The organism is Chryseobacterium sp. Chry.R1 (assembly GCF_039645525.1).
Taxonomy (GTDB): domain Bacteria; phylum Bacteroidota; class Bacteroidia; order Flavobacteriales; family Weeksellaceae; genus Chryseobacterium; species Chryseobacterium proteolyticum.
The window spans coordinates 2,433,101-2,448,308 of sequence record NZ_CP151793.1; the positions used below are offsets into that span (position 1 = coordinate 2,433,101).

The following is a 15,208-nucleotide window of genomic DNA, read 5'->3' on the forward strand; positions in this document are numbered from 1 at the left end:
ATTTTGCTGTAATAATTTTAATCCCCATTATGAAAAACGAAACAAGAAAAGAAGCTTCCTATATTCTGTTGTTAATCAATGTTTTGGTTGTTGTCTTGGTGTCGAGTAACCTAAGGTCACCCATTACTTCTGTAGGACCGGTACTGAACCAGATCAGCCAGTCTTTGCATCTTGATAATTTTCAAAGCAGCCTGCTTACTTCGATACCTTTACTGATGTTTGCCGGTTGTTCTGTTCTGGTAAGCAGGTTTTCACATCGGCTTAGTATCAACAGGTTTCTATTGTACGCGTTGGTTATTCTGAGTTTTGGATTATTCCTGAGGGTTTTCGGATCGGTCTGGACCTTATTTACAGGATCCGTATTGATTGGTTTAGGAATCTGTGTAGGAAATGTGATTACACCCGGCTATATTAAAAATAATTTTCCAAAACAGATCGGGTTAATGACCGGTATCTTTGCTGTAGCCATGAATCTTACTGCCGCTTTGGCTTCGGGATACAGCGTGAGCCTTGGAGAATGGACGGGATATGGATGGCGTGGTTCCCTCGGAATATGGCTGGTGATCGCCCTTTTGGCCTTATTGGTCGTTCTTTTGGAGTTATTATTAAATAAAAACAGCGTACGCCAGGCTGGTAATTCAACGGCGAAGTCGGATTTTAATATGTTTAGATCGGCTCAGGCCTGGAATATCAGTATTTTTATGGGGTTACAGTCTTTGGTATACTATTCTTTAATTTCCTGGTTGCCTGCTGTCCTTAATGATTACGGAATGAATGGGAATGCTCCCGGTTGGGTGTTGTTTGTGATTCAGATTTCTATGATTCCGATTACTTTTGTGGGACCCATCATTGCCAACAAGATGAAAGATCAGCGAATCATGATCATTTTCCTTTGTATCCTTATGTTTGCAAGTATTGTCATGTTTGCCTTACTGAAATCACAATGGATCTATGCGACCGCAATTTTATTAGGTCTGTCGAACGGATTATCATTTAGCTTATCGATCTTATTTTTCTCTTTACGGACAAAATCAAGCGCCAATGCCATTAAAATTTCAGGAATGGCCCAGTCAGTAGGTTATCTGATTGCAGCTTTCGGGCCTGCTGTTTTTGGAAAGCTGCACGATTGGGACGCGTCGTGGCAATACTCATTTGCTTTCCTTGGAATTTCAGTCATTCTGATGTTTTTCTTCGGAATGAGAGCGGCGCAGAGAAAATTTGTTGAAGGTTGAGAGCTGTAAGTTTTTGTTTGTTACCGGATATGACGTAATCTTGTTATCTGGCAACCCGAATCAGAAATTCTTATAAATCCATTCTTTAGTCGGATCAAGCCAGACATCCAAGGCCTTAAATAAAAAGCCATGCTTCATTCCAGTGTTGAGCTCTATTTCTCTAAATGCCCCTAATTTTGAGTTTTGATATCTTTTTTCGGAAGATAAAGGGACATGGCCTTCATCAGATTTTTCCGTGATGGAAAGTATTTTCCCGTACAGTTTGAAACCAGCAATTTTATTTAACGAATCATCCTTGAAGCTCGAGCCGATAATTACAAATTTCAGATCCTGATTTTTAGCGTAATAAGAAACATATTGGGCAATATAGCCACCCTGTGAGGTACCAACTATACTGATATTACGGGAAGAAACTCCTTTTCTCTGCAGGCTGTCAATCTGGGCAATAACCTTTCGGGCATAGACTTCCGGATCGGTCTGATCGGCTCTTTTTTCTGAGATCACTACAGTGTTTTTGCTTTTCAGCTTATTCAGGATCGGAGTATATTCGGCAATACCATATTGCGGGTGCTTTTCGGTCAATGAATGGCCTTCTAGAAACTTGTTATGGAGAAAGAAAATATACTGTTTTTGTTGAGCCTTTAAAAAATTTGCTGTGAGAAGAAAAGCAAAAAGAATGGTTGTAACTGTTTTCATAGAATTCCCTTCATTAAAAGGATAAAGGTAATTATAGTTTTTGATATTGTCGTATTTTTGTTAATCGGAAAATTATTCTATCTCAACTTAAAGGTTTGAAAATACAAATTATCAGCGATCTGCACCAGGAGTTTGGTTCTACTGAATTATCATTTGATAGAGCAGATATTGTTGTATTGGCTGGTGATATTAATTTAGGGACTAAAGGTATTGAATGGATTAAGGGTAAGATTCCTGATAAACCTGTTATTTATGTACTTGGTAACCATGAATATTATAAAGGTTCTTATCCAAAAACATTGAATAAGATAAAACAGGCAGCAGAGGATTCTACAGTTTTTGTGCTTGAAGATTCTTTTGTAGACTTTGAAGGAGTCAGGTTTCATGGATGCACATTGTGGACAGATTTTTCGATCTTTGGAAATCCGGTAAAGTATGGAATGCTTTGTCAGCCAAGAATGAATGATTACCTTAAAATCCGCAGGGATCCTTCCTATTCAAAGTTGAGAACAATTGATACTTTTAAAATTCATCAGCTCTCGAAAATAACATTAAAGGCGAATCTGGAAAATTCAAAGGGATTAAAAAATATTATAGTAACTCATCACGCCCCAAGTATTCAATCAGTTCCTGAAGAATATAAGAATGATCCTTTAACCTCAGCGTATGCTTCCGATCTGGAAGATATGATTAAAGAATATGAACCACTTTATTGGATTCATGGCCATATTCACACGCCTTGCAGATATGTGTTTCAAAAAACTGAAATTATTTGTAATCCGCATGGATATATTGACGAGAAATATAACGGGTATGAAAAAGAGCTGATTATTGAGGTGTAATATTGTAAATGTTGATGTAATACTTAAATAATTTGATAATTTATTTGGAGTTGATTTCACACGAGTAGATAAATTTCAGGTGGAATTGAACCTTGCTTTCTGGTTGTTGCCATTGCCTCACCCCGATCATTATATGGCGGGTGAATAAAGTAAAATGAAACTTGTTACGTCTTTAGATACAACAGGTTTTTAAACTCAACATCATGGATGCAAATATACAAGAGGGTATTATACTGATTCCGGATTTCAATGGATTTACCGAATTTGTATTGAACACGAAATTATACACGGGAGAGTATATTGTACGACAATTATTATCTATTCTGATCGATGTTAATAACAGGTATTTTGAAATTTCTGAAATTGAAGGGGATGCCATTTTATTTTTCAGATATGATAAAAACCCATCTTTTAAAAAAATCTCCAATATGCTTCAGAATATGCAGAATGCATTTAGCAGAAAAGTAGCTGAGCTCAATGAAGCATTAAGCATTTCCATCGATCTATCGTTAAAATTTATTGTTCATTACGGAAAGTTTTCCCAATATAAAATTGGAAATTTCAGAAAGTTGTATGGAGCACCTGTGGTAGAAGCTCATAAGCTGTTGAAAAATGATTTTGCAAAACAACCTTCTTATGCCTTATTCAGCAATTCTTTCCTTGAAAGTACAGAGAGCAGCAGTAATTTTTATACTGATGAGGAACAAAACCTGCCTGATGTTGGAGTGATCCATTATTTTGAAGGAATAGAACAGCATATTTAATTTTTTCCTTGTAAATGCTATAGGTGTGCCCGGATTAGTCTGCGCATTTTATTTTAATATTGATTGTAATAAGTTGATGGTTTTGGAGGGTTTTATTATACAAAATCTTGATTTTATATAAAAAGAAAACCTCCCTTTCGGGAGGTCAAAAAACACAAATGATGAAAAAAAAATTATCTACTTTAGAGTGAATTTCACTTTAGTTTTAATGGCATCTGAAGAATTTCCAATCAGGGCTTCAAAATCTCCCGGTTCAGCTACCCAGTCATGTTTATCGGCATCGAAATAGCTTAGTGCTGTTTTGTCAATGCTAATGCTTACTTCTTTCTGCTCTCCGGGATTTAAAAATACTTTTTCAAAACCTTTGAGCTCTTTTGCCGGACGTGGAACAGAGGATTTAAGGTCACTGATGTACAATTGAACGACCTCAGCACCTGCTTTCTTCCCTGTATTTTTTACCGGTACGGTAAATGTAATTGTATCATCCTGGGATATCGTTGTTTTATCCGCCTTAGCTTTTCCAAACTCGAAAGTCGTGTAGCTTAGTCCGTGTCCGAAGCTGAATAAAGGTTTGATGTTTTTTGTATCATGCCAACGGTATCCTACGAAAATTCCTTCATTATAAGTAATGTTGATCGGATTCTTTTGATCTTTTCCTTTTCCTGCTGCCAGTTGATCTTTTTGGCCCGGATATTCCCCTAATTGGTGCGCAGAATTGTCTTCCAGCCTAACCGGAAAAGTAAATGGCAATTTTCCTGAAGGATTTGCGTCGCCTGCTAAGATAGAAGCGATGGAATTTCCTGCTTCAGAACCCAGATACCAGGATTGAACAATGGTAGGTACTTCTTTAATCCAAGGCATCGCTACTGCATTTCCGGAAACTAAAACAACCGCAAGATTTTTATTGGCTTTTGCCAACGCAGAGATCAGATGATCCTGGTTGTATGGAAGTCCATAGCTTTTACGGTCATTTCCTTCGCTGTCCTGGAAATCACTTTTATTTAATCCTCCAATGAAGATAACAACATCAGATTTTTTAGCCAGCTCTACAGCTTCATTAATTAATTCGGTTTCAGAACGGGTATCTTTCAGGTCCTGTCCGGATTTTACCCCGTTGTATTCTCCGCCGATATCTCCAACATATCCTCTTGCATACTGCACATCAACCTGCTTTCCGAATCTTTTTTTGATTCCGTCTAAGGGTAATGTTTCATATTTTACTTTTAATGATGAAGAACCACCACCAACAGTCATGATCTTAATCGCATTTTCACCGATTACTGCTATTTTTTTAGTTTTGGTGAGATCGATTGGTAATACGTTCCCCTGGTTTTTTAATAAAACAATTCCTTCTTCACCGATTTCCTTGGCTACAGCCTGATGTTCAGCGGAAGCAATATTTCCGAAAGGTTTGTTTCGGTTCATTGTTGTTTTATAAGCCAGGTTTAAAAGTCTGCTCACTTTGTCATCCAGTTCTTTAGTTCCCACTTTTCCGGATTTAATAAGGTCCAGATAAGGTTTAGCTAAATAATAGTTATCGTATGCATTTTTTGTTCCTGCCGATAAACCGTTGGTCCAGCTTCCGAATTCAAGATCCAGTCCGTTATGAATCGCCTGTTCGGTATTGTTTACCGCACCCCAGTCTGAAACGACCACTCCTTTATACTTCCATTCTCCTTTCAGGATATCATTTAAAAGGTATTGGTTCTGGCTGGCATACTGGTTTTTATACATATCATAAGCGCCCATGATCGTCCATGAATCCCCTTCGGTTACTGCTGCTTTAAAAGCCGGTAAATAAATTTCATACAGGGCTCTGTCGTCCACGGTAACATTGCTGGTATGGCGGAACATTTCCTGGTTATTTAAGGCAAAATGTTTTACACTCGTTGCTACTCCGTTCGATTGCACTCCCTGGATATAAGGAACTACCATCTTGGAAGTCAGGTAAGGGTCTTCCCCCATATATTCAAAGTTTCTTCCGTTGAGTGGAGTTCTGTAAATATTAACTCCGGGTCCGAGAAGGATATCTTTTTTTCTGTATCGGGCTTCTTCTCCTAATGCTTTACCGTAATTCCATGACATTTTTTTATTCCATGTAGCGGATAAAGCAGTTAATGCCGGATAAGCAATAATTGAATCATTGGTCCAGCCTGCCTGATTCCATTCATCCCACATAACTTCCGGACGTACCCCATGAGGTCCGTCTGTTGTCCAGAATTCAGGAATTCCCAATCTTGGAACACCTGGTGAACTGAATTTTGATTGTGCGTGAAGCATGGCTACTTTTTCCTCCAGTGTCATTCTGGAAAGAGCATCCTTAACACGTTGTTCAACCGGTTTCGATTCATCTAAATAGATCGGGAGGGTAGTATTCTGAGCCATTGAAGAAATTGAAATAAGAGTGAATAAACTTACTATGGCAGTTTTCTTAAACATAAAACCTTTTTTTGATTCGTAACAAAAATAGGAAATTTATTTATTATCTCAAATTGAGATAATGAAAATTTTTAAGAAATAATCAATTATATCAGGTTCTTATCCAAACGAACAAATCACAAAGCTCCCTGTTGTAAGGGTTTTTGCTACTGAAAAAAGATACATGATTTTTTTTCACCCGGAAAGGATAAAAGCTAAAAATTGTAATGCCATAGTAGCAATTGAAAAATTAGGATGCTATATCATCGTTGCATTGTTCAATTGCTATACTATTAAATCAAAATTACCATCCTTTCACAGCACCCCCTTTAAAGATCTCTGCTGCTTTTTTCACCACTTCATCAGACTGGTAAGCTTTTAAAAAGTTTTTTACCTTTTCCTCATCTTTATTGTCATGTCTTGCAACCACTACATTTACATAAGGTGAATCTTTATCTTCTTTAAAAATTCCGGATTTTGTTTCGTCCAATCCTGCCTGTGCCGCAAAATTATTGTTGATGATTGCGATCACCACTTCTTTATCATCCAGCACTCTTGGTAATTGTGGTGCTTCAATTTCCAGGATTTTCAGCTGCTTTGGATTTTCTGTAATATCAGTGACTTTAGGAAGAAGTCCCACACCTTCTTTTAGTTTTAATAAACCATTTTTCTGTAATAATAGTAATGAACGCCCTCCGTTCGTTGGGTCATTGGGAATTACAATAGTACTTCCATTCTGTAGCTGACTGATATTTCTAATCTTTTTTGAATAGGCAACAATAGGATAGACAAATGTATTTCCTACAACGGCCAGTTTATAGCCTCTTTGTTTGGACTGTTCATTCAGGTATGGAACATGCTGAAAGGCATTGGCATCAATATCACCATTGTTCAAAGCTTCATTTGGAACTACATAGTCATTAAAAGCAACCAGCTCAACTTCAAGGTTGTATTTTTCTTTAGCTACTTTTTTCGCTGTTTCAGCGATCAGTTGCTCTGGTCCTGAGGTAATTCCTACTTTGATGTAATTAGGATCATCTTTTTTAGCTGAATTACATGCATTAAATACCAGCAAACCTGCTGTAAGAAGTCCTAAGATTTTTAATTTCTTCATTATATACTATTTTTTATTTAAAGGCAGAATCGCGAATTGCGGAACTGCAAAATTGTTTAATTGTGGGAGTGGAGTTGTTAGTCGCATTAAATTCCAACACATATTCTCTCCAACTCTTCAGTAAATTTTTAAAGCAAAACTGTTTAATTGTGGGAGTGGAGTTAATGTTGGTCCCATTGAACCCATATACGCTCCAACACAAACACGCTCCAACTCTTTACCGGTGATCAAATCTCTTTGCCAGCTTATCTCCAGAAAACTGAATGATAAAAACCAAAGTGACCAAAAGCCCCAAAACAAGGTTCATGATCACAGCATCATAGCCGATGTATCCATACTGATAACCAATTTGTCCCAATCCACCGGCACCAACAGCTCCTCCCATGGCAGAATAGCCTACTAAAGTGATCAGCGTGATGGTTGCATTGTTGATCAGTGAAGGAAGCGCTTCCGGCAGCAGTACTTTTTTGATGATCTGAAGTGGAGTAGCTCCTAAAGCTCTTGCTGTTTCAATAAGCCCGTAAGGGATTTCGAGAAGACTGTTTTCAACCAATCTGGCAATAAACGGTGCCGCTCCTATGCTCAACGGAACCAATGCAGCATTAACTCCAATAGAGGTTCCCACCAAAGCTCTTGTGAAAGGAATCATCCATACGATCAAAATTATGAATGGAATGGATCTAAAAATATTAACCAGTATGGATAAAATTCTATTATAGATCTTATTTTCAAGGAGCTGTCCTTTCCTCGTAAGAAACAAAAGAATCCCTACCGGAAGACCTAAAACAAAACCAAAAAAACCGGAAACAAATGTCATATATACTGTTTCCCAAATGCCCTTTGATAAAAGGGAAATTACCGAATCACTAAGCATAGCCCTTTACTGTATTTTGAATTTTATTTTGATTAAAATAATAGATCGCCTTTTGATTTTCTTCGGATTCTCCCTGAAGCTGCAGAAGAAGCTTCCCAAAATTGGAATCTCCCAAATATTCTACATCAGCTTTCAACAGCTTATATGGAATTTTATATTCATCATAGATCTTTGAAAGCAGTTTTTCCACTGTAATATGTTCATTAAGCTCTATTTCCACAAGCGGAAACAGACCGTCTTTTGGCTCTTTTTGCAGCTTTTTGTTAAGCTCCTGAGGTATAGTCATGATGCCTGGGTTTATAAATTGTTTAATAACCGGATGTTCTTTATCCGAAATAATTTCCTGCAGGGTTCCTTTGGTAAGGAGTTTTCCTTTATCAATAACAGCGACGTGGTTACAAATCGACTTGATTACATCCATTTCGTGAGTGATCAATAAAATAGTAATTCCTAATCGTTGATTGATATCGCGTAATAATTGTAAGATCGACTGGGTTGTAGCGGGATCTAATGCACTTGTTGCCTCATCACAAAGCAGAAGGTACGGATCATTAGCTAATGCCCTCGCAATGGCTACTCTTTGTTTTTGTCCTCCGGAAAGGCTTTTAGGATACTCATTGGCTTTTTCTTCAAGCCCTACAATTTTCAAAAGTTCGTTGACCTTACTTTGAATTTCTGACCGGTTCACATGATCCAGTTCCAGTGGCAATGCTACATTTTCAAAAACAGTCCTTGAAGAAAGCAGATTGAAATGCTGAAATATCATTCCTATTTTCTTCCGCTCTTTAGCCAGTTCTTTAGATTTTAGCTGAACGAAATCTTTTCCATTGATAATAATCTGTCCCTGGTCGGGCCTTTCCAACAGATTAACAGTTCGTATTAATGTACTTTTTCCGGCTCCTGAAAATCCGATGATTCCGACAATGTCTCCCTGCTCAATACTGAGACTGACATCATCCAGTGCCTTAAAGGCCTGTTTCTTCTTGTGAAAGGTTTTTGAAATGTTCTTGATCTCTATCATTATAGTTTAATTACGTTGAAATTTTATATGGGCTGATACGGCCTGTTGTTCCTTTTTGTAAACCGTAACACCCTTCTGATCTTTACTTTTGATCGTTTTGAAAGCTTGAAATACTTGGTGATATTGGTAAGCAGGACGCCGGCTAATATAATGGTCAGTCCAAACAGCTGGTTTCCATTGATGGTCTGATTAGCGATAATCCATCCGGCCAATACCGTTACAATTGGGTTAATATAAGTATGCGTACTTACCAGAGCCGCAGGTTTTACAGATAATAACCAGATATAGGAAAGATAAGCGATGATTGATCCGAAGAAAATCAGAAATAAAACTCCCAACCAAGCCGATAAAGGAATTGTTGTTAAGGAAAAATTATTCCATTCATTTCTGAAAAATGCAATAACAAAGGAAGCTACTCCTGCGATAATAAGCTGCTGGGCAATATTCATAAAAGTAGACTGACTGGCAGGATTCTTTTTTGAATATAACGATCCTAGAACCCATGCAACCGAACTTAATGCAAGTACAACAAATGCCGTAACCCGAACAGAATCACTGACGGCAGCATGATGAACATTAGCGCTAACGCTTCCTTTTAAAAATAAAATCAGTCCGATGAAGCCTATAATAAGTCCAATAGGTATAAACTTATCTGAGAAATAATATTTCCAGTTCTTTTTATCAATAGCAATAAACCAAAACGGTCCCGTTGCTATCGTGATGGCTGCTTCAGAAGCCGTCACATATTGTTCGCCCCAGGCCACAAGCCCTGTTCCACCGGTAAGGATGAGAATTCCGGTAATGCCGTTTTTTTTCCAGTTACCCAAAGAATTGGCTTTTTCTCCTTTGGCCGACAAATAGCCCAGCATAAGTATTCCGGCAACCAAAAATCTGAAACCTGAAAGGATAAAGGGAGGAAACCCCTGTAATCCGAAAGAAATAGCCAAAAATGTAATCCCCCAGATTACATAAATATTGGTAAACGCTATTGGGATCAACCAATTATTTTTAGAGCTAGTTGTACTCATTGTATGTTTTTTTAATGTTGTTCATGTAAATAAAAAAGGCCTTACAATGTGGTAAGGCCTTATAAAATATGTCATAATAAAAGTAAGGTCAACCACGGCAATGTCGGAACATAGGCATACTGCACTGCATCATTACAGAAGTGATGGCTTGTTTATTTAGCGAATAGGTATGTTTAAATTCCGGTTTCATTTTTTTATTTCCTGAATACGTTTGCAAATATAGAACATAAATTTTTAAAAGTCTACTAAAAAAGTAGACTTTTTGTGAAAAATAATTTTATGCTAATTTTATCTTGTTGATTTATAGAGCTTTATTGTTTGTTGTAGATGGTTTTTATGATGATTATCATCTTGTCTTATCGATAATCTCTTGACGGATTGGCTCAATTGCAGTATTGATGAAAAAATTGTACTTTACGCTGTTTAAACAAAATTAATACCCATATCTTATGAAAACATTTTTATGTTTTATTCTGTTATTTCCCTGTTTTATTTTTTCACAAAAGATTCAGTTGAAGAAAGATAAACTACTGTTTAATGAAAAAGAAGTTGGATTTCTGAAATCTCCTTACAGGGACCACTTTGAATTTTATAGTCTCAATAATGAAAAAGTCTTTGATACAGATTTAAAAGGAGTTGCACTCGCTAAAGATGAGTTTCTTTATTATTTAGATATGAAGTCCACAGATGGAAAAACTACCCAGATACCTTATGAAGTATTGATTACATCGTTTAAACCGGATAGAATTGTTGCCTATCAGTTAGCTGTAAAGTACAATCTTTTCAATGAAAATGGCTTTAATAAACCTGAAATAGAGAAATTCTTTGACACGCCCAGAGAAAATCTGGCAGATAAATATCTTAAGGCTAAAACCAATAGTATAGCTGAAAATAATGAAAAAAAAAGCCAGCTAGACAATATTCGCAGTCTTTATAATCCAAGAATGGGTTCTAATGGAGAGATTCTTATCAATAACGGAAATCATTCTGCAAAAATAATTGGTTATGTCAGAAGCTTTAATTGTATCGGTTTCAACAACAGTGGACCATGTCTTGAGGTAAGTGACCTTGATGGGATCAAAGTGGCATCTATGTTTCAGGCACAGGGTATTAAAACTTATGGTGTAAAGACTTTTGATCATAATGAATTTACCTTTACAGCAACCAGGACTTATGCTCAATCTGATTATGCTTTTGTGAATGAACTGGTCGCTAATCTTTTTGTTCAGGGATATACCCTGGAGCATCAGGCATATTATAAGAACCGGGAATTACAGCAGGCAAAAGTAAATGATGCTATCAACCGTAGTATTAATTTATATGATGTACCGGGATATCTGGTTGAAAAATCAGGAAAGAAAACAGAAGGAATGATAACCATCTGGTTTGAAATGCTGGATACAGAAAGAACCGGCCGGAAACTTCCTGAAGGAGGCGTGGACTTCTTTGGTCAGCGTGTTATCCTTAAAAAACAATTGCCGGGAATGAACAGTATGGCAACCAAAATCTATGATGCAGATTCCGGTGTTCATTTCTGTGTTTCTCTCAATGGAAGTGAAGACTGTTACTATGGATTGGATGTAAAAGGAGAGTTCATGAAAAAATTGCAGAACTATGGAAGCATGCACGGCAATAATTCTTATTTCTACAGGCTTATTGCTAAAGAAAATAAGATTATGCTGCTTCAGGATCCTGTGGAATTACAGAAATATGTTGTCAAAACAGACCTTCAGCCTAAAGGGCAGATGCTTGATAACAGATCAAACGATAAACTTTCAGAAAAGCTGGCTGATTATCTTAAAGATTGTAAAAGCCTTTCTGATCAGCTGAGAAAAGAAAGTCTGAATCTTAAAAACCAGGAAAATCTGATTCAAATTATTTCTGATTACAGTAAATGTAAAAAGTAATTGATAGAAATCTATCAGGGTAAATCCGGCAATAGCTTACGCTGTTGCCGGATTTATTTTATAGGGATTAAATTATTTAAAAAAGAAATTAAAACGTCAAGTTTTGACGTCTTGGACATTTACTTTTGTTTCAGAATAAGAGAGCAAGCTATAATTATGAAGAGAAAGATTACCCATATGAATTTCAAAAATCTTTTACCTTTTTTTCATAATTAATATGACACGTCGGGTTTTGGCGTTATATACCAATAGCTTTGTCCTACAATTAAACACTCAACCACAAAATATTAAGATCAACCATGGACACACCAAGTCAGAATAAAATAAAAAAGCTCCATCCATTGGTAAGGGAAGAAGTCACACAAATCGTAAAAGATTGTGATGAAGCCCTTACCGGGAGAGCAAAAGTAAGAATTACCCAAGGGCTTAGAACCTTCAAAGAACAAGATGTATTATATGCGCAGGGAAGAACAAAAGCCGGAAAAAAAGTCACCAATGCCAAAGCCGGACAGAGTATTCACAATTACGGATTAGCGGTAGATATCTGCCTGATTATCGACGGAAAAGTAGCAAGCTGGGACACTGCGAAAGACTGGGATAATGATGGCGTAGCCGACTGGTACGAATGTGTAAAGATCTTTGCCAAACACGGCTGGAACTGGGGCGGAAACTGGAAAACCTTTAAAGACCTATCACACTTTGAGCGCAGATCTATCTGGAAAGGAGCGCGTAAGATCAACGCCACTTGGAGAAACTTACAAAATTTACCAAAAGATAAAGACGGATATGTAGTTTTCACCAAATAATCCCGGAATTATTTCAGTGTGAAAATCAATAATATGATTATCGAAGATAATCGTACAGGAAGAGGTATGGCTTTACCGGAAAAAACAGACCTATCCTTATTGAAAAGACGTTAAAATCTGAAAATTTGAATGAAAAAGCTATTGAAGCTCCCAAGATACAGGAAGAGAAAATAATACGATTATAAGAAAATGTTCTTTCAAAATTACAAGGCTTACTATTCTTATGGGCTATTAATCCTCATCATTCAGCATCCAGATTTTATTACAGTTACTATTATCACCGTCTTGTCTTTATCTAACACCAAAAATTACAAAAATGCCACAAACTATTCCATCGGGAAGTTTATCAACATCTCCCGACAGCAAAGGGCTTAACGTAAGGCCGGACCTGTTACCGGAATCTTTTTTCTTTGCAGAGAAAAGTGCGGTTCTCAATCAGGAAATGTCCGGAAAATTTGGAGCCAATGGGACTGTATTCAGGACCACCTCTAAAGTAAGCTTTACCGGCAAAATATATACTATTTGCCAGGGACAGGTATTTTTACAACCTTGTGGTACAGATGCCACTAAAGTAAATGCGATCCTGAAGCCTTTTAGTCAGCCGATTAAAGGATTAGCGATCAAATATATTGTATACAGAGGTCTGAACATATCAGATTTCTTTCAAGGTGATTTGATCACATCAGGAACACCAACAGGCTTTGTAGACGTTATCAAAAAAGAGTTTACAGGTCTTTATAATATGCTGGGAATTAGTGTACCTCCGTTTACCGCTCAGCATATCGGGTTTCCGGTAGGGAATTCCCAATTAGAAACGGATCTTATTGATGATTATTTCCTTAAGATTTCTAAAGTTCAAACTACTGGAACAACCACCACTGAAACGGAACCTAAAAAAGCTTTTGAATTGCCAATGATTCCAAGAGGAACTCATCTTGGAAATATTTCGGGAAGCGTGGGTATTGATATTGTATTGAACGAAGGAGACTATACAGTAGCCAATGACCCGAATCCATTTCAGTTGAACCTGGCTTTTGCCCGTAGTGCAGACCATGTTTTAGACCAAGCGATAGGTAATACAGCTTTTAAAAAGAAACTGATTAGAGAAACAGCCACCCAGTTCCTTGATATTGCAGCCTTTTATGGCTTACACACGCAGGGAAAAGGAAAAATTCATATGAGTGACAATTCTGTCCTGCAAACGGTAGAAGAAATTGCCAGTCAGATTTCAGGTTTTAAAACTGCTGAAACAACTTATTTGTATATCCAGGGAAGCAGGCAGAGGTCATATAATTTTTACGGAAATCAAAATCTGGAAGGAAGCACTAATAACATTAGAATTGGAACTACCGTTAACAATATGTCCACAGGGCAATTTGAAGAAGGTTGGCCAGTAAGAGAATTCAATGGGTATCCATCGCTGGTGATCCAGCCGACCACTGATAATAATGACGCCGCTGCTATGTACGTAAAACAAGGTGTTTTACATGCAGATACCCGAAATGAGGATTATTTTATCAGAGGGAAAAACTTACTTCAGGAGGAAGGAAACGGAGCAGATACCAATTTCACAAAACCTATTACTTTCAAATTAGATAAAACAAGTGCCGGTAAAACGGTTGCTTCTTTTATACAGTTGATTTATGAAGGGAAAACAGTGAAAATTACTTCTGAAACTCCTGGTCCGAATCCAGGTGATCCTGTTGTAAGCACAACGTATGATCTGAAAGACATTGATGACATCTTCGGATTAATTAATGTGACTCCGAAAATTCAGTCTAAAGGAGGAAATGAGCTTGTTTATGTAATTGATCAGAATTTATTATTGATCGATTTTGAAAATAAAGCAGGAGGAAAAGATATTGCAACGGTAACTACCAAAAAGGTGGAAGATCTGATCATGAAGAATGATACGGAAAGTTTGAAAAGGGTTACTTATGAGACGTTGTTGAATAATATCCGACAGAATGTAGGTGGTTTTTTTGAAAGTAGAGCTGCTTACCAGGATAATTCTAATAGTGGAACAATTTCCTATAGTGATAAAAGGAATAATTTTTATCAGCCTGAAGAACCCTATTATTTTAAAACGGAACAATATAGTACTCCTGATGGAGTATCTATAATGGCCCTATCATTAGGTTTAAAACAAGGTGAATTATCAAGTAAAAAATTACTTGGAATTACCGATGATGAGAATAAAGAATTGATTAAGGTGATAAAAGACAATCAATTAAACAATCCTAAATTTTATTTTAAAAATGAGCTAGGTGATGAGGCTAATTATTTTGTCTCAACTGAAAATATAGAATACAAAAAATATAATTTGTGCGTGATTGGTGAAGATCAAGAGGGAAAATTAGCAATAAAGTTTCCTTTGATTAATGTTAATGTGACTTCTATTGATAATATGGTATATGTTTCTGACAGCTATGCCAGATGGTTACCTGATTTATCTATGTCTAAAGTATTTGAAATTAACGAAACGTATAAAAAATTAACAGTATAA

Annotated in this window: 12 protein-coding genes; 6 read left to right on the forward strand and 6 right to left on the reverse strand. The window is 36.8% G+C overall.

Annotated elements, in window-relative coordinates; genetic code table 11:
- Nucleotides 1-29 precede the first annotated feature (29 nt).
- Complete coding sequence (locus AAEU33_RS11235; RefSeq protein WP_345987516.1) at nt 30-1,232, forward strand: MFS transporter; 1,203 nt, start codon at nt 30-32, stop codon at nt 1,230-1,232.
- A 60-nt stretch (nt 1,233-1,292) separates the two neighbouring features.
- Here the strand turns inward: AAEU33_RS11235 and AAEU33_RS11240 are convergent, their stop codons facing one another.
- On the reverse strand, nt 1,293-1,928 hold the full coding sequence (locus AAEU33_RS11240) for an alpha/beta hydrolase (RefSeq protein ID WP_345987518.1): 636 nt from the start codon (nt 1,926-1,928) through the stop codon (nt 1,293-1,295).
- 95 nt (nt 1,929-2,023) lie between these two features.
- On the opposite strand from AAEU33_RS11240, the gene AAEU33_RS11245 reads away from it, so the two are divergent.
- Entirely contained in the window at nt 2,024-2,770 is a 747-nt protein-coding gene (locus tag AAEU33_RS11245) for a metallophosphoesterase (protein WP_345987520.1), read from the forward strand.
- A gap of 203 nt (nt 2,771-2,973) precedes the next feature.
- Nucleotides 2,974-3,534, forward strand: a complete 561-nt coding sequence (locus AAEU33_RS11250) for a DUF2652 domain-containing protein (protein ID WP_345987522.1) — start codon at nt 2,974-2,976, stop codon at nt 3,532-3,534.
- A gap of 177 nt (nt 3,535-3,711) precedes the next feature.
- Here the strand turns inward: AAEU33_RS11250 and AAEU33_RS11255 are convergent, their stop codons facing one another.
- The 5 genes from AAEU33_RS11255 to AAEU33_RS11275 form a co-directional block, all read right to left on the reverse strand.
- Nucleotides 3,712-5,973: a glycoside hydrolase family 3 C-terminal domain-containing protein gene (locus AAEU33_RS11255; protein WP_345987524.1), complete on the reverse strand. Its 2,262-nt coding sequence runs from the start codon at nt 5,971-5,973 to the stop codon at nt 3,712-3,714.
- Between the two features lie 283 nt (nt 5,974-6,256).
- On the reverse strand, nt 6,257-7,066 hold the full coding sequence (gene metQ / locus AAEU33_RS11260; protein WP_345987526.1) for a methionine ABC transporter substrate-binding lipoprotein MetQ: 810 nt from the start codon (nt 7,064-7,066) through the stop codon (nt 6,257-6,259).
- Nucleotides 7,067-7,283: 217 nt separating this feature from the next.
- On the reverse strand, nt 7,284-7,940 hold the full coding sequence (metI, locus tag AAEU33_RS11265) for a methionine ABC transporter permease MetI (protein ID WP_345987528.1): 657 nt from the start codon (nt 7,938-7,940) through the stop codon (nt 7,284-7,286).
- Nucleotides 7,933-8,961, reverse strand: a complete 1,029-nt coding sequence (locus tag AAEU33_RS11270) for an ATP-binding cassette domain-containing protein (RefSeq protein WP_345987530.1) — start codon at nt 8,959-8,961, stop codon at nt 7,933-7,935. The genes metI and AAEU33_RS11270 overlap by 8 nt, the downstream gene beginning before the upstream one ends.
- A 23-nt stretch (nt 8,962-8,984) precedes the next feature.
- Nucleotides 8,985-9,989 carry an EamA family transporter gene (locus tag AAEU33_RS11275; protein WP_345987532.1) on the reverse strand — a complete coding sequence of 335 codons (1,005 nt, stop codon included), beginning with the start codon at nt 9,987-9,989 and terminating at the stop codon, nt 8,985-8,987.
- Between the two features lie 512 nt (nt 9,990-10,501).
- Here AAEU33_RS11275 and AAEU33_RS11280 point away from each other — a divergent pair.
- From AAEU33_RS11280 to AAEU33_RS11290, 3 genes are all read left to right on the forward strand, one after another.
- Entirely contained in the window at nt 10,502-11,896 is a 1,395-nt protein-coding gene (locus tag AAEU33_RS11280) for a hypothetical protein (protein WP_345987534.1), read from the forward strand.
- A gap of 299 nt (nt 11,897-12,195) precedes the next feature.
- Nucleotides 12,196-12,702 (forward strand): M15 family metallopeptidase, encoded by a 507-nt coding sequence (locus tag AAEU33_RS11285; RefSeq protein WP_345987536.1) that lies wholly within the window; start codon nt 12,196-12,198, stop codon nt 12,700-12,702.
- Nucleotides 12,703-13,018: 316 nt separating this feature from the next.
- On the forward strand, nt 13,019-15,208 hold the full coding sequence (locus AAEU33_RS11290; RefSeq protein ID WP_345987538.1) for a hypothetical protein: 2,190 nt from the start codon (nt 13,019-13,021) through the stop codon (nt 15,206-15,208).

What these genes read in the sequence shown, in the direction of transcription:
- AAEU33_RS11235 (WP_345987516.1), top strand. Translation starts at nt 30, where the DNA reads ATGAAAAACGAAACAAGAAAAGAAGCTTCCTATATTCTGTTGTTAATC.
- metI (WP_345987528.1), bottom strand. Translation starts at nt 7,940, where the DNA reads ATGCTTAGTGATTCGGTAATTTCCCTTTTATCAAAGGGCATTTGGGAA.
- AAEU33_RS11275 (WP_345987532.1), bottom strand. Translation starts at nt 9,989, where the DNA reads ATGAGTACAACTAGCTCTAAAAATAATTGGTTGATCCCAATAGCGTTT.
- metQ (WP_345987526.1), bottom strand. Translation starts at nt 7,066, where the DNA reads ATGAAGAAATTAAAAATCTTAGGACTTCTTACAGCAGGTTTGCTGGTA.
- AAEU33_RS11250 (WP_345987522.1), top strand. Translation starts at nt 2,974, where the DNA reads ATGGATGCAAATATACAAGAGGGTATTATACTGATTCCGGATTTCAAT.
- AAEU33_RS11255 (WP_345987524.1), bottom strand. Translation starts at nt 5,973, where the DNA reads ATGTTTAAGAAAACTGCCATAGTAAGTTTATTCACTCTTATTTCAATT.
- AAEU33_RS11285 (WP_345987536.1), top strand. Translation starts at nt 12,196, where the DNA reads ATGGACACACCAAGTCAGAATAAAATAAAAAAGCTCCATCCATTGGTA.
- AAEU33_RS11290 (WP_345987538.1), top strand. Translation starts at nt 13,019, where the DNA reads ATGCCACAAACTATTCCATCGGGAAGTTTATCAACATCTCCCGACAGC.
- AAEU33_RS11270 (WP_345987530.1), bottom strand. Translation starts at nt 8,961, where the DNA reads ATGATAGAGATCAAGAACATTTCAAAAACCTTTCACAAGAAGAAACAG.
- AAEU33_RS11240 (WP_345987518.1), bottom strand. Translation starts at nt 1,928, where the DNA reads ATGAAAACAGTTACAACCATTCTTTTTGCTTTTCTTCTCACAGCAAAT.